Below are 22,191 nucleotides of genomic sequence, written 5' to 3'. Positions count from 1 at the left end.
CAGGTTTCGTGAGTCGGGCCCGGCGTTCGTCTTTCCCTGCGGCTCGACGGGGGGTGGCCGCCCCCGGCGCCCTTCGGCACAGAACCGGGGCGAGCCCCGGCCGGGCCGGTGGGCCCGCCCGGGCGGTGACCCGCACGTTGAGTGAGGACCCGCTGGGCGGGACGGTGCGGCGTACCGTGCTGCCCAGCGGGTTGCGCGTGCTCACCGAGGCGATTCCGGCGATGCGCAGCGTGTCGTTCGGTGTCTGGGTGGCGGTCGGGTCCCGTGACGAGACCGGCTCGCAGGCCGGCGCCGCGCACTTCCTGGAGCACCTGCTGTTCAAGGGCACCCGCAAGCGCAGCGCGCTGGACATCTCCGCCGAGATCGAGGCGGTGGGTGGCGAGACCAACGCCTTCACCACCAAGGAATACACCTGCTACTACGCCCGGGTGCTGGACGCGGACCTGCCGCTCGCCATCGACGTCATGTGCGACCTCGTCGCCGACTCGCTGCTGGAAGCCGCCGACGTGGAGACCGAGCGCGGCGTCATCCTCGAAGAGATCGCCATGCACGACGACGAGCCCGGCGACGAGGTGCACGACACCTTCGCCCGCGCCGTCTACGGCGACCACCCCCTCGGCCGGCTGATCTCCGGAACCGAGGAGACGGTCACCCCGATGACCCGGCGGCAGATCCAGAGCTTCTACCGCCGCCACTACACCCCGCCGCGGATCGTCGTCGCCGCCGCCGGCAACCTCGACCACGCCGCGGTGGTCAGGCTGGTCCGCCAGGCGCTGCGCGGCTCCCCGCTGGACACCGCGCCGGCCGCGCCGGCCCCGCACCGGCCGGCCACCCCGCCGGTGCGCACGAAGCCGGCCGCCACCCTGGTCGAGTCGAAAGAGACCGAGCAGGCACACGTGATCCTCGGCTGCCCCGGCATCGTGCGCACCGACAACCGGCGGTTCGCGCTCGGTGTGCTCAACAACGTCCTCGGCGGCGGCATGTCCAGCCGGCTGTTCCAGGAGATTCGCGAGCGGCGCGGGCTGGCGTACTCGGTCTACTCCTACGCCAGCCAGTACGCCGACAGCGGGCTTTTCGCCGTCTACGCCGGCTGCGCGCCGGGCAAGGTGGACGAGGTGCTGGACCTGACCCGCGCCGAACTAACCCGGATCGCCGCCGACGGGATCACCGAGGCGGAGCTGGCCCGGGGCAAGGGCATGAGCAAGGGCTCGTTCGTGCTGGGGCTGGAGGACACCGGCTCCCGAATGAGCCGGCTGGCGAAGGGTGAGCTGCTCTACGGCGACCTGATACCGGTTGACGAACTGCTCACCCGGGTCGACGCGGTGACCCTCGACGACGTGAACACGCTCGCCGCCGGCCTGCTCGCCCGGCCGATGTCGCTGGCGGTGGTCGGCCCCTTCGACGCGCACCGCTTCTCCGCCTGACCGCCCTCCGGCTTGGTGCTCGCGGATGGCGGCAGGTCGCGCTGTCCGTGTCGGCGGAGCCCTGGATTTGACGCATTCCAGCGCGATGACGGCTCGCGCACGGCGCGGGCGGGTCGGCTGGTGGGACGGTGGGTGGTCCCGGCGGATGGAGGCGTCCCGATTGGGATAGGTTGTGGCCCGTGACTGAGGAGCAGGAGAAGGGCCCGGTCGAGCCGATCCGGGTCGGTGTGCTGGGAGCCCGGGGCCGGATGGGCGTCGAGGTGTGCAAGGCGGTCGACGCCGCCGCGGACATGGACCTGGTGGCCATGGTCGACCAGGGCGACTGGCTGTTCAACGCCTCCGACGCGGGTGCCGAGGTGGTGGTCGACTTCACCACGCCGGACGTCGTCATGGACAACCTGCACTGGTGCATCGACCAGGGGATCAGCGCGGTCGTCGGCACCACCGGCTTCACCGAGCAGCGGATCGAGCGGGTGCGTGGCTGGCTGGAGCGCAAGCCCGGCGTCGGCGTGGTCATCGCCCCCAACTTCGGCATCGGCGCGGTGCTGATGATGCAGTTCGCCGCGAAGGCCGCCCGGTACTTCGAGAGTGTCGAGATCGTCGAGCAGCACCACCCGCGCAAGCTGGACGCCCCGAGCGGCACCGCCACCCACACGGCCCGGCGGATCGCCGCCGCCCGGGCCGAGGCCGGACTCGGGTCCGTGCCGGACGCCACCGCCGACGAGGCGCCGGGTGCGCGTGGCGCCGACATCGAAGGGGTACGCGTGCACGCCGTGCGCGCCACCGGTCTGGTCGCCCACCAGGAGGTGCTCTTCGGCACCACCGGCGAGACGCTGACCATCCGGCACGACTCGTACGACCGGGCGTCGTTCATGCCGGGCGTGCTGGTGGCGGTCCGCGCGGTGCGGCACCGGCCGGGCCTCACCATCGGCATCGACGAGTTGCTCGACTGACCGCCGTCCCTGGCCGGCGCTGCTCGACCTGGCGATCGCACACCACCGACTGTTGCACGGCACCGGCTGTGGCACACCACCGGCTGCGCTGCGTACAGCACCTGAGTATGGAAGCGAGTCGGGCGCCTACGGGTGGACGGGCTGGACGGCGGGGTTGACTCGTTTGCGTACTCAAGAACCGTAGCCTCCGACCATGGGGCCCGGTGCTCACCGGGGCCGACGCGGGGTGACCGTAGGCTACCTCCATGATCGATTTCGGGCTGTGCGACCGGGCCGGCCGACACGTCACACTGCGGCCGGTCGGCGACGACAACTGGCGGGCCGTCGCCGACGTCGCGCCCCGCGACGACCAGCGGGCCTGGGTGGCCGCCCTGGCGGCCCGCTACCTGGTGCTGACCATGCGGTCGGACGTCTGGACGTCGCTGGCGGTGTTCGCGGACGAGGCAGTCGTCGGGCACGTCATGTGGGGCGTGGACGGCGACGGCTCCCGCTGGCTCGGCGGCCTGGTGGTCGACGCGGCCGAGCAGGACCGGGGCGTGGGGCGGGCCACCGTCCGTACCCTGGTGGACTGGCTGGCCGGACAGGACGGCGGCGGGCACCCGATCCGCCTGTCGTACCACCCGGACAACGCCCCGGCTGCCGCCCTCTACCGGTCGCTGGGCTTCGCGCCGACCGGCGCGATGGAGGACGACGAGATCGTCGTCGAGTTGCGCCCCTGACCGGCGTACCTCAGTCTGCGGCCGGCTCGGTGGGGACCGCGACGTGCAGTCGGAGCTGGGGAACCAGCATGTCGTCCACGTCCAGCGCCCGCGCCGCGCCGTCGGGTTCCCAACCGGTGCTGGTGAGAAACTTCCGGGTCGCCTCGTCACCCTCGAACGCCCAGGCGACCGCGCGGTGCAGGCCGTCGGTCCGCCAGCCGTCGACGGCGGCGGCGAGCAGCCGGCTGCCGTGCCCGCGGCGACCCCAGCGCGGCTCGACCAGCAGGTCGGTCACCGCGGCCACGCCCTCGCCGAGGGATTCGGCCGGCTCCTCCGGCGCGAGCGCCTCGGCGTCCGCCGGCCCGGAAGCGACGAACCCGACCAGATAGGATTGCTCGGCCTGTTCGACGGCGACCAGCACCCGGTGCGCGCCGGAGGGCGGCTCCTGCACCGCCGCGCTCCACCGCCGGGCGAGCCACGCCTCGTCCAGGTTGTCGAGCACGTGCCGGGGCAGGATCCGGCGATAGGCGACCCGCCAGGTCGCGAGCTGGATGCGTGCGATCTCGCCGGCGTCCTCGGGACGCGCCGGGCGGACGTACCCGAGAGCCATGGGACGGAAGCCTACGCAGGGTGGGGGAGACGATGGTGGCGCAGGGTGCCAGGCGGACGGCCGGGCAGGTCGTCGGGGTGGTCGCGCTCGTCGTGGCGGTGGCCGCCTTCCTGTCGGTGGCGGCCGTGCGGCACGGCTTCTTCGACCTCAAGGTCTACTACGGCGCGCTGTACTTCTGGGTCCACGACCACGGCGAGATCTACGACTACCTCAAGCCCGGCACCCAGTACGGCTTCACCTACCCGCCGTTCGCGGCGCTGGTCATGCTGCCGATGGCGTACCTGCCCTGGTCGGCGGCGATCGTGGTGAGCGTGGCCGCCAGCGTGGTGGTGAGCACCGTGCTGATCTGGTGGCTGCTGGACCCGGTCTCCCGTCGGGCCGGCTGGACCCGCTGGTTCGTCCTCGCGGTGGCGCTCTGCCTGGCCGCCGCGTACGAGCCGATGCGGGAGACGGTCAACTTCGGCCAGGTCAACATGCTGCTGCTGTTCCTGGTCGGGGTGGACCTGCTGCGGCTGCTGCCGGCCGGCAACCGCTGGGCGGGGGTGGGCATCGGCCTGGCCACCGCGATCAAGCTGACCCCGGGCGTCTTCATCATCTACCTGCTGATCACCCGGCGGTGGCGGGCCGCGGTCACCTCGATGACCACCGCCGCGGGCGTCACCCTGCTCGCCGGCGCGCTCTTCCCCGACGCGTCGCGCGAGTTCTGGACCTCGGCGCTGTGGAACACCGGCCGGGTGGGCGAGCTGGCGTTCGTCTCCAACCAGTCGCTGCGCGGCGTGGTGGCCCGGCTCGATCCGCAGCATCCGAGCACGCTGGCCTGGCTGGCGCTGGTGCTGGCCACCCTCGCGGTGTGGGTGTGGCGGTCCCGGGCCGCGGCGGCGGCCGGCGACGAGGCCACCGGCCTGGCCCTGACCGGCGCGGTGATGTGCCTGGTCAGCCCGGTGACCTGGGTGCACCACCTGGTCTGGCTGCTGCCCGCGCTGATCCTGCTGGTCGACCACGCCGTAGCCGCGCCGCCGCGCAGCGTCCGCCGCCGCGTCCTGGCCGCCTTCGCGGCCGTCGGGTACGGGCTGCTGACCAGCCGCATCGTCTGGGCCTGGGAAAAGGACTTCACCGGCGTGGACGGTTTCCTGGGCGGCAACACCTACGTCTGGATCAGCCTGGCGCTGCTGGTGCTGCTGCCGATCCGCACCTGGGCCGTCCCCGTGGGCAACCTGGGGCTGCCGGCGCGGTTCGGCCCGGGCGGGTCAGCCGTCGAGCCGGCCGGCGTACCGCAGCTCGTCGAGCCGGACGGGGGGCCGGCCGCCGGAGAGCGGCACCGGGTAGGTCGTCCGCTCACCGTCGGCTGACAGCCCGGCCCGCTCACAGAAGTGGCGGGCCCGGGTGTTGCCCGCCAGCACCCAGAGCCGGTAGTGCCGCCAGCCCCTCGCGGCCAGGCCGGCGTGGGCGGCGGCCAACAGCGCCCGGGCGGTGCCGTCACCCCAGTGCGCCGGCTCCACGTACATCGCCACCACCTCGCCGCACGTCGGGTCCAGGTCGCCCCGGTCCTGGTTGTTGCGGTACGGCCCGAACGTGGTGAACCCGGCCGGTACCCCGTCGACCTCGGCGAGCAGGGTGGTGAACGGGTGCTCGGGGTCGGCCGTGCCCAGGTCCCGTCGGCGCTGCGCCCACGCCGCCGGGTTGAGCCGGCTGAGCACCTCCGCCGGCATGAGCCCGGCGTAGCCGGCCTGCCAGCCGTGGACGTGCACCCGGGCGATCGCATCGGCGTCCTCGGGTTCCTCGCGGCGGATGGTCAGCATACGTCCGTTGTATGCCTACCGGGGCAGTCGGTCCAGCGTCAGCTCCGTGTCGTACCGCTGCTCTAGGGTTCTCCGACGATGGCCGCACCGGAACTGCTCTCCCTCGCCCAGGCCCGGCGGGTGGCGCTCGCCGCCCAGGGCTTCGCCGACCCGCCGCCCGCCGGCGTGCCCACCCGGCGGCACCTGCGCCGGGTGCTGGACCGGGTCGGGCTGATCCAGATGGATTCGGTCAACGTCCTGCAACGGGCGCACTACCTGCCGCTCTACAGCCGGCTCGGGCCCTACCCGACCGCGCTGCTGGACGATGCCGCCTACCGCCGTCCCCGCGAGCTGTTCGAGTACTGGGGCCACGAGGCATCACTGGTTCCCGTGCACCTGCACGCCGTGCTGCGCTGGCGGATGGCTCGGGCCCACGACGAGGCCTGGGGGGGAATGCGCCGGGTCGCGCAGGAGCAACCCGAGCTGATCGCCTGGGTCCGCGACGAGGTCGCCGCGCGAGGGCCGCTGACCGCCGCCGAGATCGAGCACGACGCGCCCCGGGAGACCGGCAACTGGGGGTGGAACTGGTCGGCGGTGAAACGGGCGCTGGAGTTTCTCTTCTGGGCCGGCGAGGTGACCGCCGCCGAGCGCACCACCTCCTTCGCCCGCCGCTACGACCTGCCCGAGCGGGTGCTGCCCGCAGCCGCTCTGAACACGCCCACCCCCACCGACGACGAGGCGTACCGGGCGCTGGTGTCGGTGGCCGCCCGCTGCCTCGGGGTGGCCGCCGAGCCGGAGCTGCGCGACTACTTCCGCCTCCCGCTGGCCGCCACCCGGCAGGCGATCGCCGAGCTGGTCGAGGCCGGGGAACTGCTGCCGGTCACGGTGCGGGGCTGGCGGCAGCCGTCCTGGCTGCACGCCTCGGCCCGACTGCCCCGGTGGGTGCGAGGCAACACCCTGGTCAGCCCCTTCGACCCGCTGGTCTGGGAACGGGCCCGCGCCGAGCGGCTCTTCGACTTCACCTACCGGATCGAGATCTACGTGCCCGCCCCGCAACGGGTGTACGGCTACTACGTGCTGCCGTTCCTGCAGGGGGAGCGGTTCACCGCCCGGGTCGACCTCAAGGCCGACCGGAAGGCCAAGGTGCTGCTGGTGCCGGCGGCCTGGCGGGAGCCGGGCGTCGACGAGGGTGAGACCGCCGTCGCGCTCGCCGCCGAGCTGTACCGGCTCGCCGGCTGGCTCGGCCTGGACGCGGTGGCCCCACCGGCGGCCGGGGACCTGGCCGGTCCGCTGGCCGCCGCGCTGAGAAGCGTGGCCGGTGTACGGTGAGCGCGTGACGAGCGTTGACGGGCCGGGCGCGCCACACCAGGAGGCCGCCGGGGCCGGCTGGCCCGCAGGGGCGTACCCGCACCCGGTCGAGCCGGACCGGCTCACCCGGTTCGTGCTGCGGGTGCACGAGCGTGCCCCGCGCTGGGCGGTGCCTCTGGCCGCGCTCTGCTGCGTCGGCATGGGGGTGGCGTACACGCTGGTCAGCGACCCGACCCGGAGCGCGCCGGACGCCGCGCCGAGCTGCCTGCTCAAGCTGACCACCGGGCTGGACTGCCCGGGTTGCGGCGGCACCCGCGCCCTCTGGTACGTGCTGCACGCCGACCTGCCGGCCGCCGCCCGGCACCACGTCGTCTTCGTCTTCGCACTGCCCTTCCTGGCCTACCTCTTCGTGGCCTGGGCGGGCAACCAGGCGTTCGGCTGGCGCCTGCCCGAGCTGCGGATCAGCCCCGCGATGATCGGCGGTTTCCTCGGTCTGTGGCTCGCCTTCTCGGTCGTCCGCAACCTGCCCTGGGCGCCGTTCACGGCCCTCTACGTGTGACCTCGGGCCCGCGCGTCGGCGGTTTCGCGGCGCGGCGACCGCGAGATCTTGGACACTTCCCGGGAATCCGCGGGTCACGCCGCTGGTGTGGCGTCTCACGTCCGTGAACCCACCTTTCCCCGTGGTCCGCCGGGCCACTACAGTCGCAGGAATGCCGGAGATGGTGCAGCCCCAGGTCAAGCTGATCGCGTGGACCCAGTTCCAGGCCCCGGACGACGTGCCGTGGTCGACCGACGCCGAGGGTGGCCAGGCCCTCGCCGAGTTCGCCGGTCGGGCCTGCTACCAGAGCTGGAAGAAGCCGAACCCGGCCACCGCCACCAACGCCGGCTATCTCGCGCACATCCTGGAGGTCGGGCACCTGTCGGTGCTGGAGCACGGCTCGGTGAGCTTCTACTTCAGCGGCGTCTCGCGCTCGTTCACGCACGAACTGATCCGGCACCGGCACTTCTCGTACTCCCAGCTCTCCCAGCGCTACGTCCCGGAGCGGGACGCGGCGATGGTCGAGCCCAGGGTGATCGCCGAGGACCCGGAGCTGCACAAGAGGTTCGTCGAGGCCGCCGAGGCGAGCGTCCGGGCGTACACCGAGCTGCTGGAGGGGCTGGAGCAGCGGTTCGCCGACGAGCCCAACCCCACCCTGCGCCGCAAGCAGGCCCGGCAGGCGGCCCGGGCGGTGCTGCCCAACGCCACCGAGACCCGGATCGTGGTCACCGGCAACTACCGCGCATGGCGGCACTTCGTCGCCATGCGCGCCACCGAGCACGCCGACGTCGAGATCCGCGAGCTGGCCGTGGAGTGCCTGCGCCAGCTCCAGCAGGTCGCCCCGAACGTCTTCCACGACTTCGTCATCACCACCCTGCCCGACGGCAGCGAGGTGGCGGCGAGTCCGTACCGCGAGTGGTCCTGAGCCCTTCCCCACCGGCCCTCCGGTGGTCGTCCGCTAGGTTGTGAACATGACGCACGACCACCCTGCCGCCCCCGACCGGGGCGCATCGCGCCCGTTCGGGCGACTGCTCACGGCCATGGTGACCCCGTTCGCCGCCGACGGTTCCCTCGACGTGGACGGCGCCGTGCGGCTCGCCGCCCACCTCGTCGACGAGCAGGGCAACGACGCGCTGGTGCTCAACGGCACCACGGGAGAGTCGCCGACCACCACCGACGCGGAGAAGGAGACCCTGATCCGCGCGGTCGTCGAGGCCGTCGGCGACCGGGCCCGGATCGTCGCCGGGGTGGGCACCAACGACACCCGGCACACCATCGAGCTGGCCGCATCGGCCGAGAAGGCCGGCGCGCACGGCCTGCTGGTGGTCACCCCGTACTACAACAAGCCGCCGCAGAGCGGGCTGCTGCGCCACTTCACCGCGGTCGCCGACGCCACCGGGCTGCCGATCATGCTCTACGACATCCCGCACCGGGCCGGGGTGGCCATCGCCACCGACACGCTGGTGCGCCTCGCCGAACACGGCCGGATCGTCGCGGTCAAGGACGCCAAGGGCGACCTGACCGCCACCAGCTGGGTGCTCAGCCGCAGCGACCTGGCCTTCTACAGCGGCGAGGACTCGCTCACGCTGCCGACGCTGGCCGTCGGCGGGGTCGGCCTGGTAGGCACGTCGACGCACTTCACCGGCGCGCAGGCCAAGCAGATGATCGAGGCGTACGACGCGGGGGCCACCGCGACCGCGTTGGCCCTGCACCGGCGGCTGCTGCCGCTGTTCACCGGGATCTTCCGTACCCAGGGCGTGATCCTGGTGAAGGCGGGCCTGGCGGCCCAGGGTCTGCCGGCCGGCCCGGTGCGACCGCCGCTGGCGGACGCCACCACCGAGGAACTCGCCCAGCTGCGCGCCGACTGCGCGGCGGCGGGCCTGGAACTGCCCGAATGATCGAACGACACGACGGACGCCGAGTGACGGCGTCGCAGATTGAGGTGGACGCGTGACCGAGGCGCACATCGAGGGTGAGCTGCCCCCGCCGTTGCCGGAGGGCGGCCTGCGGATCATCCCGCTCGGCGGGCTCGGCGCCATCGGTCGGAACATGACCGTCTTCGAGTACGACGGCAAGCTGCTGATCGTCGACTGCGGGGTGCTCTTTCCGGACGTCGAACAGCCCGGGGTGGACCTGATCCTGCCGGACTTCGGCCCGATCCTCGACCGGCTCGCCGACGTCCAGGCGATCGTGCTCACCCACGGCCACGAGGACCACATCGGCGCGGTGCCGTACCTGCTCGCCCACAAGCCGGACATCCCGCTGGTCGGTTCCCAGTTCACCCTGGCACTGGTGGAGGCGAAGCTCGCCGAGCGGCGGATCCAGCCCTACACGCTGACCGTGCGGGAGGGCGGCCGGGAGCGGCTGGGCCCGTTCGACTGCGAGTTCTTCGCCGTCAACCACTCCATCCCGGACGCCCTCGCGGTGGCCATCCGCACCCCGGCCGGCCTGGTGCTGCACACCGGTGACTTCAAGATGGACCAGCTCCCGCTGGACGGTCGGATCACCGACCTGGCCGGGTTCGCCCGGCTCGGCGCCGAGGGCGTGGACCTGCTCCTGTCGGATTCCACCAACGCGGAGATCCCCGGTTTCGTCACGCCGGAGCGCGAGATCGGGCCGGTGCTCGACTCGATCTTCGCCAAGGCGCGCGGCCGGATCATCGTGGCCTCGTTCGCCTCGCACGTGCACCGGGTCCAGCAGGTTTTCGACTCGGCGGTCGAGCACGGCCGCAAGGTGGCGCTGATCGGCCGGTCCATGGTCCGCAACATGGGCATCGCCCGGGACCTCGGCCTGCTCAACATCCCGCCCGACCTGGTGGTCGGGTTGGATGAGGCCACCACCCTCCCGCCCGAGCGGATCGTGCTGATGTCCACCGGTTCGCAGGGCGAACCGATGAGCGCTCTGGGCCGCATGGCCAGCGGCGACCACCGGCACATCACCATCGCCCCCGGTGACACCGTCGTGCTGGCCAGCTCGTTGGTGCCCGGCAACGAGACCTCGGTGTACCGGGTGATCAACCGGCTCGCCCGGGCCGGCGCGGTGGTCGTCCACAAGGATGTGGCCAAGGTCCACGTCTCCGGTCACGCCCCCGCCGGCGAGCTGCTGTACCTGCTCAACGTCACCCGGCCGAGCAACCTGATGCCGGTGCACGGCGAGTGGCGGCACCTGCGCGCGCACGCCCGGCTGGGCATCGAGTCCGGCGTCGCGCCGGACCGGGTGGTGCTCTGCGAGGACGGCGACGTCGTCGACCTGGTCGAGGGCCGGGCCAGCCTGGTCGGGCACGTGAAGAGCCGGTACGTCTACGTCGACGGCCTCGCCGTCGGCGACGTCAGCGAGTCGCTGCTCACCGAGCGGCGCATCCTCGGTGACGGCGGGTTCATCGCCACCACCGTGGTGGTCGACTCGGTCACCGGGAAGGTCGTCGGCGGGCCGACCGTGTCGGCGAAGGGCTTCTCCGAGGACCCGGAGGCGTTCAACCCGGTGATCCCGCTGGTCACCGAGGCGCTCAACCGGGCCGCCGCGGATGGCATCACCGACCCGCACCAGCTGCAGCAGATCGTCCGACGCACGGTGGGGCGTTGGGTCAACGACGCCTACCGCCGCCGGCCGATGATCGTTCCGACGGTCGTCGAGGTCTGAGCCACGCCGCTCCGACGCCGGTCCACCGTCCCCGGTGGACCGGCGTCGTCGTCTTCGGGTGCGACCGCCGGTGATCGGCTGAACACGCTGGGCTGAAAGGTGTCGGCGAGATTCAACCGATCGGCGTCCGTCTCCGTACTCCCGGCCGGCAGGCGTACCCGCGCCGGCCGGGAGGAGCATGGCGGATGGACCGCAGACGGATGACAGCCATCGGTGTCGTGGTGGCGGCGCTGGGTTTGACGGCGGCGGTGACCCTGCCGTCGTTCGCCGGTGACAGCGCCGCGCCGGGCACCGGTGTGCCGGCCGGGGTGAAGGCCACCGGTGGGGTGGCGCCCGAGGTGGTGGATGCGATGAGCCGTGACCTCAGGCTCAGCCGCGACCAGGCGGTGCGACGGCTGACCGCCGAGCGGCAGGCTGCCAGCGCCCTGAACCGGCTGCGGACCAGTCTCGGCGCCGACTACGGCGGCGCGTGGCTCAGCGCCGACGGGTCCACCCTCACCGTCGCCGTGGCCGATCCGGCGCAGGCGGCCAAGGTCAAGGCGGCCGGGGCGGTGCCGAAGCAGGTGCGGCGTGCCGTCAGCGAGCTGGACACGGTGAAGAGCCGGCTCGACTCGGTGGGCCGCACGGCCACCCCGGAAATCGCCGGCTGGTACGTCGACGTCGCCACCAACTCGGTGGTCGTGCTCGCCCAGCCGGGCGCGGAGGCCCGGGCCCGCAGGTGGGCGACCAACAGCGGCGCCTCCGCCGACGCCGTGCGCGTCGCCACCTCCCGCGAGCAGCCGCGACCGCTGTTCGACCTGGTGGGCGGCGAACCGTTCTTCATCAACAACTCGGGGCGCTGCTCGATCGGCTTCTCTGTGGTGGGCGGGTTCGTCACCGCCGGGCACTGCGGCCCGGTGGGAGCCCGCACCACCGGCTTCAACCGGGCCCAGCAGGGCACCTTCGCCGCGTCGTCGTTCCCCGGGGACGACTGGGCGTTCGTGCGCACCAACAACCAGTGGACCCCGCAGGGCGTGGTGACGGACTTCAATGGTGGCGTCGTGCCGGTCAACGGCTCCACCGAGGCTCCGGTCGGCGCCTCGATCTGCCGGTCCGGGTCCACCACGGGCGCCCGCTGCGGTGTCGTCCAGGCCAAGAACGCCACCGTCAACTACCCGGAGGGGACGGTCACCGGGCTGACCCGGACCAACGTCTGCGCCGAGCCGGGTGACTCCGGCGGCTCCTGGATCTCCGGCGACCAGGCGCAGGGCGTCACCTCCGGGGGCTCGGGCAACTGTGCCGTCGGCGGCGTCACCTTCTTCCAGCCGGTCAACGAGATCCTCCAGCGCAACAACCTGACACTGGTGACCGCCGGCAACGCCCAGCAGCCGGCGCAGCCGCAGGCCCCGGCCACCACGCCGGCCGCCGCACCGGCACCGAGCCCGACCACCGGCGGCACCGCCTGCGCCGGCACCGTCCGCCGCAGCGGCACCCTGACCGCCGGCCGCGCCCAGGCCCAGCCGGACGGCCGCTTCTACGTCGCGCAGGCCGGTGCACAGAGCGCCTGCCTGGAGGCGACCGGCAACGGGCAGTTGCTGCTGGAGCTGCAACGCTTCACCGGGGGCGCCTTCCGGACCGTCGCCCGCGCCGCCACCGTCGACGGTGGCGCCAAGCTGACAATCGACGGCGCCGCCGGGGCGTACCGGTACCGGATCACGGCGCTGAGCGGCTCCGCCGCGTACACCCTGGCGTTCACCGCGAACTGACCGGGTGGGCGGCCCGGCTGCCCACCCGCCACCGCGGGCAGCCTGCCCGCGGTGCCCGACAGCGGCCCCCGACCTCCACCGCCCGGTGGTCGGGGGCCGCTTCCGCGCCCGGGTACGCCCGTTCAGGGCAGCGCGGCCGCCGCCACCGCGTACGCCACACCGGTGGCCACCGCCGCGTCCACCAGCACGCCGAGCTGTGCCGGGGCCACCCCGTGCGCCAGGTCGGTGGTCACGTCGCCAGCCAGCACCAACTCACCGTCGCCCGACTCGTGCACGTACGCCTTGGGCAGCAGCCGGTCGTGGTTCCAGGCGTTGCAGAACGCGTACGCCTCGGCGAGCCGGGCCGCCGGCAGCCGCCGGGCCGCGAGCACCCGGGCGTGCAGGATCTCCCCCTGGGTACCCACCTGCCGGAACTGGATCACCGCCTCGTGCCACCGCCCGACCACGACATCGCCGGCGTCCACGGCGTAGACGTCCCCGCGCCGGTCCAGCACGTCGGTGAGCATCGACAGGCGCAGCGGGACCGGTTCGTCGGCGGCCGGCACGAAGGGCGGACCGTCCTCCGCCGGCTCGTCGGGCGGGTCGGCGGGCAACGGCACCACCGTGCCGGACGGCCGTTCGGCCAGCCAGGAGGCGATCCGGCCGGATTGGTGCCCGGTGCCGTTGCGGGCGTCGAAACTGCCGGCCAGCCCGGTGGCCAGGGTCAGCAGGTCGGTGCCGAGGGTGGTCAGGTCCAGCTCGGCCGGCGGCCGGCTGCCGTGCCCCGGGCGGTGCACCCGCCGGTCACCCAGCCCCGCTTCGGCGGCGACGGCGCAGACCAGCGCCCCGGCGGCGGCGAACTCCATCGCGGACAGGTCGTCGTTCGGGTGGTCCAGCCGGGGCAGTTGCTCGGCGAGGATCGCCAGCCCTCGCTCCGGGTGCCCGCCCAGTGCGCAGAACCGCAGGTGCGCGGCGATAGATGGGAAGGCCCCCCGTTCCCGCCGGTGTCGCCGGTACGCCCGCACGTGCGCCTGCCCGGCCCGCTGTGTCTCCCCGGCGCGCAGCCACGACAGCAACCCGGCCGCGAGGGCCCGTTCCGGCTGGTCGGTGCAGTCCACGGCGCCGTCGAGGACCGGACGCAGGGTCTTTCGTGCCGCCGCGTCGTCGCCCCAGCCGGCGAGCAGCTCGGCCCGACGGGCCGGCAGGCACCCGGGGCAGCCGGCCGTCGGGTCGGGTGCGGCGGCGGACCAGACGGCGTACCAGTGCCGGGCGGTCGGCTCGTCGCCGAGGTGGTCGGCGAGCCGGCAGCGCAGCTGGGCGACCAGGCCGCTCTGCTCGCCGGCGCGGTCGGCCAGGTCGTCGAGGAGCGCATGGGCGGTGTCCACACTGAACCGAGGGGTGCCGATCGCGGCCTCGACGGCGTACCGCTGGTGCCGGCGCAGCAGGTCGGCGTCGCCGGGACGTTCGGCCAGCAGCTCGGGGGACCGGTCGAGGGTGGCCAGGCCGCGCCGCACCGGCTCGACCAGTCGCCACCGTTCCCCGTGCAACAGGTACGCCTCCACGAGCGCGAGCCGGGCGTCCAGGGCGGACCGCGGGTCATCGAGCGCGTCGGCGCGGGCGGCGATCCGGTCCAGCTCCGCGCAGCGGGCCTCGCCGTCGGGCATGTCCCGGGCGTCGTCCAGCGCGGCCACCAGCTCCGGGGCCCGGACGGCCAGCAGCCGGTGCTCCCCGTCGCCGGGCCCGTCGGTCACCGGGTCGTCCCGCCGGGCAGCCGGCCGACGGCGGCGGCGAGCTGGCAGCCGGTGGAGATGCCGCAGTCGATGAGCTGGTCGAGCTGGTGGGGGGTCACCCCACGTTCCAGGTCGGTGATGACCTCACCACAGATCCGGGCCACCCCGTGGTCGTCGACGTGCACGAACGCCTTGGGCCAGAGCCGGTCATGGTTCCACGAGTTGCAGAAGGCGTAGAGGGCGGGGACGAACTCGATGCCGAAGGCGGGTGCGGCCATGGTGCGGACCTGGAGCAGCTCTCCGGCTTCGCCGGGGCGGAGAAACCAGATCAGGTTGTCGTCCCAGCGACCGACGAGGTCGCCGTCGTGGTCGGTGGACCAGGCGTAGCCCCGACGGTCCAGCACGGCGGCGACCAGTTCGCGGGTCAGCGGCCGCAGGGCCTGCGGGTGCCCGGCCAGGGGGTCCGAGCCGTCCTCGAAAGCAGGCGACGCCATCGGGCATCCCTTCCTGAGGCAAATAACACGTCTGCGCCGCGGTCCGTGCTGCGACACACGGACACGACCCGGAAAAGCGGCGATCTCCCGGGTCACGCCGTTACGGTGACTCTATGGCGGGCCGTACCTCTCAGGCGAGCCGGCGACGCGGCGCGTCGCCGCGCGGAACCACGAACAGCCGTGCCCGCCAACCGGCGAAGAAGGCCACGAAGGCGGCCCCCCGGCGGCGGCCGGCGGCCCGGCCCGCCCCGGCGGCGTACGTCGGGCGGGCGATCGGCGCACTGTGGATGGGTCTGGCGCATGGTGTCGGCTGGGCGGTGCGCGGCGCCGGCCGGCAGGTCGCCTCGGCCCGCGACCTGGACCCGGAGCACCGCCGCGACGGCGGCGGGCTGTTCCTGTTTGGTCTGGCCATCCTCAGCGGGGTGGGGATCTGGTTCTCCGGCGCCGGCCCGCTCGGCGAGCGGATCGCCGACACGACGCGGCTCTTCCTCGGCGCGATCGCCGTCGTGGTGCCGGTGCTGCTGATGATCGGCGCCTGGCGGATGATGCGTACCCCGTCCGACCCGGCGCACCGCGGGCGCGGCCTGGTCGGCTGGGGTTCGATGCTGGTCGCCACCGCGGCCATGCTGCACATCGGGCAGGCCCCGGTCGACGGGACGCAACGCGACTTCGCGGGCGGGCTGGTCGGGGCCGGCGTGGGCGACGTGTTGAAGGCGGCCGTCACCGCCTGGGTGGCGGTGCCGCTGCTGATCCTGCTGCTCCTCTTCGGCCTGCTGGTGGTCACCGCGACCCCGATCAACAAGATTCCGGAGCGGCTCGGTCTGCTCGCCGGCACTCTCGTCGCGCCGCCCGAGACCGACGAGGCGGAGGCGGTGGTGGAGAAGCCGGCCCGCCGCCGGCCCCGGAAGAAGGCCCTGCCGCCGCTGGATCCGGACGCTCTGGACGACGAACCCGACGCGGTGGACCTCCAGGACACCCTGGTGCTGCCCCGCAAGCCGCCGGCGAAGGCGCCCGCCAGCCGTCGGCCGGTGGAGCCGCCGGAGCACTCGCCCCCGCCGACCCGGGCCGAGCAGCTGGCGCTGACCGCGATGGACGGGGGCTACACCCTCCCGCCGGCCAACATGCTCAGCGGCGGTGCCGCGCCGAAGACCCGCAGCAAGGCCAACGACGAGGTGATCGCCGCGTTGACCGGGGTGTTCGACCAGTTCGGGGTGGACGCCGAGGTCACCGGATTCACCCGGGGCCCGACGGTCACCCGCTACGAGGTGGAGCTCGGCTCGGGCGTCAAGGTCGAGCGGATCACCCAGCTGTCCCGCAACATCGCGTACTCGGTGAAGTCCCCCGACGTGCGCATCCTCAGCCCGATTCCGGGCAAGAGCGCGGTCGGTGTGGAGATCCCGAACACCGACCCGGAGAACGTCGCCCTCGGTGACGTGTTGCGTTCCCGGGCCGCCACCAGCCACCACCATCCGATGGTGGTGGCGCTCGGCAAGGACATCGAGGGCGGCTACGTGGTGGCCAATCTGGCCAAGATGCCGCACATCCTGATCGCGGGGGCGACCGGTGCCGGCAAGTCGAGCTGCCTCAACAGTCTGCTGGTGTCGATTCTGACCCGGGCGACGCCGGACGAGGTGCGGCTGCTGCTGATCGACCCGAAGCGCGTCGAGATGACCGGCTACGAGGGCATCCCGCACCTGGTCACGCCGATCGTGACGAACGCGAAGAAGGCGGCTGACTCGCTGGAGTGGGTCGTGCGCGAGATGGACATGCGCTACGACGACCTCGCCGCCAACGGGGTCCGGCACATCGACGACTTCAACCGCAAGGTGCGTAACGGCGAGATCAAGGCTCCGGCGGGCAGCGAGCGGGAGATGCGCCCGTACCCGTACCTTCTGGTGATCGTGGACGAGCTGGCCGACCTGATGATGGTCGCCCCGCGCGACGTGGAGGACTCGGTCGTCCGGATCACCCAGCTCGCCCGGGCCGCCGGCATCCACCTGGTGCTGGCCACCCAGCGGCCCTCGGTGGACGTGGTCACCGGCCTGATCAAGGCGAACGTGCCGTCCCGGCTGGCGTTCGCCACCTCATCGCTGGCCGATTCGCGGGTCATCCTGGACCAGCCGGGCGCGGAGAAGCTGCTCGGCCGGGGCGATGGTCTGTTCCTGCCGATGGGCGCGTCGAAGCCGATCCGGATCCAGGGCGCCTGGGTCACCGAGCGTGAGATCGCCGACGTGGTCAAGTTCTGCAAGGACCAGCGCGAGCCGGAGTTCCGCCCGGATGTGCTCGCCCCGGCACAGGACAGCAAGAAGAAGGTCGACGAGGACATCGGCGACGACCTGGACCTGCTGGTGCAGGCGGTGGAGCTGGTGGTCACCTCGCAGTTCGGCTCCACCTCGATGCTGCAGCGCAAGCTGCGGGTCGGCTTCGCCAAGGCGGGCCGGCTGATGGACCTGATGGAGACCCGGGGGGTGGTCGGCCCGTCCGAGGGCTCCAAGGCCCGGGACGTACTGGTCAAGCCGGACGAGCTGGAGGAGGTGCTGGTCGGCCTGCGCGGCGGCGGCGGGGAGTGACCTGGTCGCCGCCGTCCGACCGGTCCGCGGTGCGGCGGTGGGAGACGAGGAAAGGCCCGCCGCTCGGCGGGCCTTTCGCGGTGTTGGTCCGCAGGTGGTCAGTTGACCAGGGCGGCGGCGAGCGCGACACCGATCACCGCGCCGACGACGCTCGCGGCGGCGGCGTACCAGCCGAGCGGCTTGTCGCCGAGAACGGCGCCGACGATTCCGAGGGCCAGGCCGGCGATGCCGAAGAGCACCGGCGCCACGAAGATCGCGACGACGGCGAAGACGAAGGCCAGGATCGTGCAAATCCGGGCGGCGTTGCTGCGCGGGCGGGCGGTCGCGTGCATGTCGGCCATGACGTCCTCCGTGATGAGTGCCTGAGTCCTGCGGTCGCCTGGTCCCTACCCGTTCGGGCCTGGGAGTACGCATTCACCTGTCCCCTGCGAGGGTTGGCGGAATAGGACCCTTGTCGTTTGTTCAGCGTTTTCGCCCAGTCGGCGGCACCTTGTGCTTGCAGGGGAGGAGGCATTGCGTGACTGCAGCACCTGAGTACAAGTACGGCTCGGAAGCTCGGAAGCTCAAGGGCTCGGGGCTGTCAGTGGAAGACCTTGAGGCCGACGACGCCGGCCACCACCAGCAACAGACAGAGGACGCGGGGCAGGTTGGCGGGCTCGCCGAGGGCCACCATGCCGACCAGTGCGGTGCCGACCGCGCCGATGCCGACCCAGACCGCGTACCCGGTGCCGACCGGGATCTCGCGCAGGGCGTACGCCAGACCGGCCATGCTGGTCACCAGCGTCACCGCGAAGACGATCGAGGGAAGTGGTCGGGTGAGGCCGGCGCTGCGGTCGAGGGCGACCGCCCACGCGGTCTCCAGCATTCCGGAGACCACCAGCACGATCCAGGCCATGCAGATCACCTCGGGGTCGGCCCCGGGCTGTGGGCCGGGGACGAGTCGGGCGCGGGTCGCGGGGGGCGTCTTGTCTGACCGGGCACGCCCATCGCTCGATGGGGGCGGCCGGAGCAGCCTGGTCAGTGGGACTCTTGGGGTGGACGGGGCCACCGAGGCGGCCGAGGTCAACCGAGGGCCCGACGCTAGCACTGCCGGCGGGACTCCGCCCGTGACGTCCCTCACCATCGATTTGAGTTGAAGCTAACTTAAAGTTGCATGCTGGTCGCATGACCGTGCTTGTCACCGACCGGGAGGTCGCCGCCGCGCTCGACGCCGCCGCCACCGTCACGGCGATGCGGGAGGCGCTGCTGGCCGCCCACGCCGGCCGGCTCGTCGCACCACCCCGGGCGTCCGCCCGGCTCACCGGCGGCCGGATGGTGCTCACCGCCGGCCACCTCACCGGCGAGTGGTACGGCTTTCGCTCGTACGACACCCTGGGCCTGCCGGAGCCCGAGCAGCTCGTGGTGCTGCACGACGGGCGTAGCGGGGCGGTGCGGGCGATCGCGGTCGGCGAGGAGCTGGGGTCGCGGCGTACCGGAGGACTCGGCGGCGTGGCCGTCGACGCCGTGGCCCGCCCCGACGCGACCACCCTGGGCGTGGTCGGCTCCGGTCGGCAGGCCTGGACGCAGGTCTGGGCCGCCGCGGCGGTACGCCCGCTGCGCGAGGTGACCGTGCACAGCCGATCGACGGCCCGGCGCGAGGCGTTCGCGGCCCGGGTCCGCGCCGAGCTGGGCGTGCCGGCCCGGGCCGTGGACACCGCCCGGCAGGCGGTCGCCCAGCGGGAGATCGTGGTACTCGCCACCACCAGCGTCACACCGGTGCTGGACGCCGCCGATCTCGCCCCGGGCGCCCACGTCAACGCCGTCGGTTTCAAGCAGGTCGACCGGCACGAGTTCGGCACCGACCTGCTGGAGCGCGCCGACGTGCTGGTCACCGACTCGCCGGCGCAGGCCACCGCGTACGTCCCGCCGATGCTCGCCGCCGTCGAGCCGTACGCGGAACGGCTGCGCGACCTGGGCGCGGTGCTGGCCGGCACGGTTCCCGGTCGGACCGGCGCGGACCAGATCTCGGTCTACTGCTCGACCGGGCTGGCCGGCACCGAGGTGTTCCTGCTCAACCAGCTGGTCCGGACTGGCGCGGCCACGGTCTGGCCCGGCGCGGCCACGGTCTGGCCCGGCGCGGCCACGGTCTGGCCCGGCGCGGCCACGGTCTGACCCGGACCGGCGGACGGGGACGACCGCCGGCTGCGGCATGTCGCCCCCAACCGGTAGGCCGGACACCGCGTTTGCCGCAGGCAGTGCCCACCAACCGCCACCGCCCGTCGGCTGCCGCCCGTCGGCTGCCGCCCGTCGGCTGCCGCCTGCGGCAGGTTGCGCTGTCCGGGCAGGCCGGACGCCGCGTTCTGCCGCAGTCGGTTCCTCGCCGGCCTACCGGCCCGGCAGGGGCCCGCGTGGGCCGGCCGGTGCCGGGACGGCCCGCCGACGCCGGGGCGGGCCGGATCGCCCGGTACCCTCGGATGGTGTCTGCCACCTCCCCTTCCGACAACTCCAGCTCGGCGCGTCTGTCGCCGCGCCGCGACCTGGAGAAGTCGTCCGACAACTCCAGCTCGGCGCGTCTGTCGCCGCGCCACGACCTGGAGAAGTCGTCCGCCGCCGACGGCCGCCGCGTCGCCCTGCTGACCCTGGGCTGCGCCCGCAACGAGGTCGACTCGGAGGAGCTGGCCGCCCGGCTGCACGCCGACGGCTGGCAGGTCACCACCGACGGCGAGGGCGCCGACGTGGTGGTCGTCAACACCTGCGGTTTCGTGGAGAAGGCCAAGCAGGACTCCATCCAGACGTTGCTCGCCGCCGCCGACACCGGGGCGAAGGTGGTCGCCGCCGGCTGCATGGCCGAGCGGTACGGGCGGGAACTCGCCGACAGCCTCCCCGAGGCGCAGGCGGTGCTGAGTTTCGACGACTACCCGGACATCGCCGCCCGGCTGGAGGCCGTCGTCGCCGGTGAGTCGATCGACGCGCACGCCCCGCGCGACCGCCGTGAGCTGCTGCCGCTGACCCCGGTCAAGCGGCGGGACGCGGCGGTGTCGCTGCCCGGCCACGGCACCCGAGCCCGGGCGACCGTCGAAACCGACGAGCACACGCCGGCCCACCTGCGTCCGGTGCTACGCCGCCGGCTCGACACCGGCCCGGTCGCCTCGCTCAAGCTGGCCAGCGGCTGCGACCGCCGCTGCGCGTTCTGCGCCATCCCCGCCTTCCGCGGCGCGTTCGTCTCGCGTACCCCCGACGAGCTGCTCGCCGAGGCGGAGTGGCTGGCCAAGACCGGCGTGCGGGAGTTGGTGCTGGTCAGCGAGAACTCCACCTCGTACGGCAAGGACCTGGGCGACCCCCGGGCGCTGGAGAAGCTGCTGCCGCAGCTCGCCGCGATCGACGGCATCGTCCGGGTCCGGGCGAGCTACCTCCAGCCCGCCGAGACCCGGCCCGGCCTGGTCGAGGCGATCGCCACCACACCCGGGGTGGCCGCGTACTTCGACCTGTCGTTCCAGCACTCCAGCGAACCGGTGCTGCGCCGGATGCGCCGCTTCGGCTCCACCGAGCGTTTCCTGGAGTTGCTGGCCTCCGCCCGCGCCCTGGCCCCCGAGGCCGGCGCGCGGAGCAACTTCATCGTCGGTTTTCCCGGCGAGACCCGTGCCGACTACCAGGAGCTGGTCCGTTTCCTCACCGAGGCGCGGCTCGACGCGATCGGCGTGTTCGACTACAGCGACGAGGACGGCACCGAGGCCGCCGGCCTGCCCGGCAAGGTGTCCGCCGCCACCGTCCGGCGCCGGTACGACCGGCTCGCCGCGCTCGCCGACGAGCTCTGCTCGCAGCGGGCCGAGGAGCGGCTGGGCTCGTGCGTCGAGGTGCTGGTCGATTCGGTGGCCGACGGCGTCATCGAAGGGCGGGCGGCCCACCAGGCGCCCGAGGTCGACGGCTCCACCACCCTGGTCGCCCCGTCCGGCGGCGGGGTCGACCTGGCCGCGCTGCGCCCCGGCGACCTGGTGCGCGCCACGGTGACCGCGACCGAGGGTGTCGACCTGATCGCCGTACCAAATGAGATGATCTCGGCGGCGCCCGGCGCGGAACGGTGACGGCGGGCCCGGAGAAAGCGGGGGAGCCACGTGGTGCGGTGCCAGGGACGCCACGGCGGGACCCGGCCGTGACCGGCGCGACGGAGTCGGCGTCGGTGGCCGCCCGGGTGCCGGTGCTCAACGCGGCGAACGGGCTGACCCTGCTGCGGCTGTTGCTGGTGCCGGTCTTCGCGGTGTCGGTCGTCGGGTCGGGGATGACGCACGCCGGCTGGCGGATGGTCGCCTGCCTGGTCTTCGTGGTCGCGTCGGCTACCGATCTGGTCGACGGGTGGATCGCCCGCCGGTTCGGCCTGGTCACCTCCGTCGGCAAGGTGGCCGACCCGATCGCCGACAAGGCGCTCACCGGCGCCGCCCTGGTGTTGCTCTCCTGGTACGACGGCCTGCCCTGGTGGGTGACCGTGGTGATCCTGGCCCGGGAGACGGGCATCACCGCGCTGCGGTTCTGGGTGATCCGGCACGGCGTGATCGCGGCCAGTCGGGGTGGCAAGGCCAAGACCGCACTGCAGATCCTCGCCATCACCTGGTACCTCTGGCCCATGCCGGCCGCCCTCGCCGCCGTGGGCCCGTGGATCATGGCTGCGGCCGTCGTCGTCACGGTGGTCACCGGCTTCGACTACCTCGTCCAGGCGCTCCGCCTGCGCCGCCCGGCCCGCTGACCCCGGCC

General features: G+C 73.3%; 20 protein-coding genes. 14 read left to right on the top strand and 6 right to left on the bottom strand.

Annotated elements, in window-relative coordinates; all coding sequences use genetic code 11:
- The first annotated feature begins 8 nt into the window (after window positions 1-8).
- The 3 genes from E1193_RS12315 to E1193_RS12305 all read left to right on the top strand — a co-directional run bounded on the left by E1193_RS12315 (window position 9) and on the right by E1193_RS12305 (window position 3,096).
- On the top strand, window positions 9-1,424 hold the full coding sequence (locus E1193_RS12315) for a pitrilysin family protein (protein WP_132183293.1): 1,416 nt from the start codon (window positions 9-11) through the stop codon (window positions 1,422-1,424).
- Window positions 1,425-1,603: 179 nt separating this feature from the next.
- Window positions 1,604-2,377, top strand: a complete 774-nt coding sequence (gene dapB / locus E1193_RS12310; RefSeq protein ID WP_132183291.1) for a 4-hydroxy-tetrahydrodipicolinate reductase — start codon at window positions 1,604-1,606, stop codon at window positions 2,375-2,377.
- 245 nt (window positions 2,378-2,622) lie between these two features.
- Window positions 2,623-3,096 (top strand): GNAT family N-acetyltransferase, encoded by a 474-nt coding sequence (locus E1193_RS12305; RefSeq protein ID WP_132183289.1) that lies wholly within the window; start codon window positions 2,623-2,625, stop codon window positions 3,094-3,096.
- Window positions 3,097-3,106: 10 nt separating this feature from the next.
- Here the strand turns inward: E1193_RS12305 and E1193_RS12300 are convergent, their stop codons facing one another.
- On the bottom strand, window positions 3,107-3,685 hold the full coding sequence (locus E1193_RS12300; protein ID WP_132183287.1) for a GNAT family N-acetyltransferase: 579 nt from the start codon (window positions 3,683-3,685) through the stop codon (window positions 3,107-3,109).
- Window positions 3,686-3,720: 35 nt separating this feature from the next.
- Between E1193_RS12300 and E1193_RS12295 the strand changes: the two genes are divergently transcribed.
- Window positions 3,721-5,034, top strand: a complete 1,314-nt coding sequence (locus E1193_RS12295) for a glycosyltransferase family 87 protein (protein WP_132183313.1) — start codon at window positions 3,721-3,723, stop codon at window positions 5,032-5,034.
- Here E1193_RS12295 and E1193_RS12290 read toward each other — a convergent pair.
- Window positions 4,933-5,484, bottom strand: coding sequence for a GNAT family N-acetyltransferase (locus tag E1193_RS12290; protein ID WP_132183285.1), 552 nt, complete (start codon window positions 5,482-5,484; stop codon window positions 4,933-4,935). The genes E1193_RS12295 and E1193_RS12290 overlap by 102 nt on opposite strands.
- A gap of 78 nt (window positions 5,485-5,562) precedes the next feature.
- Between E1193_RS12290 and E1193_RS12285 the strand changes: the two genes are divergently transcribed.
- The 6 genes from E1193_RS12285 to E1193_RS12260 all read left to right on the top strand — a co-directional run bounded on the left by E1193_RS12285 (window position 5,563) and on the right by E1193_RS12260 (window position 12,693).
- The gene (locus E1193_RS12285; protein WP_132183283.1) at window positions 5,563-6,792 is read left to right on the top strand and encodes a crosslink repair DNA glycosylase YcaQ family protein; all 1,230 of its coding nucleotides are present in this window, start codon (window positions 5,563-5,565) and stop codon (window positions 6,790-6,792) included.
- A 4-nt stretch (window positions 6,793-6,796) separates the two neighbouring features.
- On the top strand, window positions 6,797-7,330 hold the full coding sequence (locus tag E1193_RS12280) for a DUF2752 domain-containing protein (protein ID WP_243707544.1): 534 nt from the start codon (window positions 6,797-6,799) through the stop codon (window positions 7,328-7,330).
- A 160-nt stretch (window positions 7,331-7,490) separates the two neighbouring features.
- The gene (gene thyX, locus E1193_RS12275) at window positions 7,491-8,234 is read left to right on the top strand and encodes an FAD-dependent thymidylate synthase (protein ID WP_132183311.1); all 744 of its coding nucleotides are present in this window, start codon (window positions 7,491-7,493) and stop codon (window positions 8,232-8,234) included.
- A gap of 46 nt (window positions 8,235-8,280) precedes the next feature.
- A complete protein-coding gene (dapA, locus tag E1193_RS12270; protein ID WP_132183279.1) occupies window positions 8,281-9,207 on the top strand; it encodes a 4-hydroxy-tetrahydrodipicolinate synthase in 927 nt (308 codons plus the stop codon).
- A gap of 52 nt (window positions 9,208-9,259) precedes the next feature.
- Window positions 9,260-10,948 (top strand): ribonuclease J, encoded by a 1,689-nt coding sequence (locus E1193_RS12265; protein ID WP_132183277.1) that lies wholly within the window; start codon window positions 9,260-9,262, stop codon window positions 10,946-10,948.
- 185 nt (window positions 10,949-11,133) lie between these two features.
- Window positions 11,134-12,693, top strand: a complete 1,560-nt coding sequence (locus tag E1193_RS12260) for a S1 family peptidase (RefSeq protein ID WP_132183275.1) — start codon at window positions 11,134-11,136, stop codon at window positions 12,691-12,693.
- A 122-nt stretch (window positions 12,694-12,815) separates the two neighbouring features.
- On the opposite strand, the gene E1193_RS12255 is transcribed toward E1193_RS12260, so the two are convergent.
- Both E1193_RS12255 and E1193_RS12250 read right to left on the bottom strand, forming a co-directional pair.
- On the bottom strand, window positions 12,816-14,336 hold the full coding sequence (locus E1193_RS12255; protein ID WP_132183309.1) for a YbjN domain-containing protein: 1,521 nt from the start codon (window positions 14,334-14,336) through the stop codon (window positions 12,816-12,818).
- An 83-nt stretch (window positions 14,337-14,419) separates the two neighbouring features.
- Window positions 14,420-14,896: a YbjN domain-containing protein gene (locus tag E1193_RS12250; protein ID WP_132183273.1), complete on the bottom strand. Its 477-nt coding sequence runs from the start codon at window positions 14,894-14,896 to the stop codon at window positions 14,420-14,422.
- A 113-nt stretch (window positions 14,897-15,009) separates the two neighbouring features.
- Here E1193_RS12250 and E1193_RS12245 point away from each other — a divergent pair, with 113 nt between their 5' ends.
- Window positions 15,010-17,466 (top strand): DNA translocase FtsK, encoded by a 2,457-nt coding sequence (locus E1193_RS12245; protein ID WP_132183271.1) that lies wholly within the window; start codon window positions 15,010-15,012, stop codon window positions 17,464-17,466.
- A gap of 98 nt (window positions 17,467-17,564) precedes the next feature.
- Here E1193_RS12245 and E1193_RS12240 read toward each other — a convergent pair whose 3' ends face one another.
- Together E1193_RS12240 and E1193_RS12235 are read right to left on the bottom strand one after the other, a co-directional pair.
- Window positions 17,565-17,807 (bottom strand): hypothetical protein, encoded by a 243-nt coding sequence (locus E1193_RS12240; RefSeq protein ID WP_132183269.1) that lies wholly within the window; start codon window positions 17,805-17,807, stop codon window positions 17,565-17,567.
- Between the two features lie 239 nt (window positions 17,808-18,046).
- Window positions 18,047-18,361 (bottom strand): SMR family transporter, encoded by a 315-nt coding sequence (locus tag E1193_RS12235; protein ID WP_132183267.1) that lies wholly within the window; start codon window positions 18,359-18,361, stop codon window positions 18,047-18,049.
- 269 nt (window positions 18,362-18,630) lie between these two features.
- Between E1193_RS12235 and E1193_RS12230 the strand changes: the two genes are divergently transcribed.
- From E1193_RS12230 to pgsA, 3 genes are all read left to right on the top strand, one after another.
- Entirely contained in the window at window positions 18,631-19,617 is a 987-nt protein-coding gene (locus tag E1193_RS12230) for an ornithine cyclodeaminase family protein (protein WP_132183265.1), read from the top strand.
- Window positions 19,618-19,919: 302 nt separating this feature from the next.
- Window positions 19,920-21,527 carry a 30S ribosomal protein S12 methylthiotransferase RimO gene (gene rimO, locus E1193_RS12225; protein WP_243707543.1) on the top strand — a complete coding sequence of 536 codons (1,608 nt, stop codon included), beginning with the start codon at window positions 19,920-19,922 and terminating at the stop codon, window positions 21,525-21,527.
- Between the two features lie 68 nt (window positions 21,528-21,595).
- Window positions 21,596-22,183 (top strand): CDP-diacylglycerol--glycerol-3-phosphate 3-phosphatidyltransferase, encoded by a 588-nt coding sequence (gene pgsA, locus E1193_RS12220; RefSeq protein ID WP_132183263.1) that lies wholly within the window; start codon window positions 21,596-21,598, stop codon window positions 22,181-22,183.
- The last annotated feature ends 8 nt before the right edge of the window (window positions 22,184-22,191 follow it).

Source organism: Micromonospora sp. KC606 (assembly GCF_004348675.1).
In the GTDB taxonomy this organism is placed as follows: Bacteria; Actinomycetota; Actinomycetes; order Mycobacteriales; family Micromonosporaceae; genus Micromonospora.
This window is presented reverse-complemented; position numbering and strand designations above follow the sequence as displayed.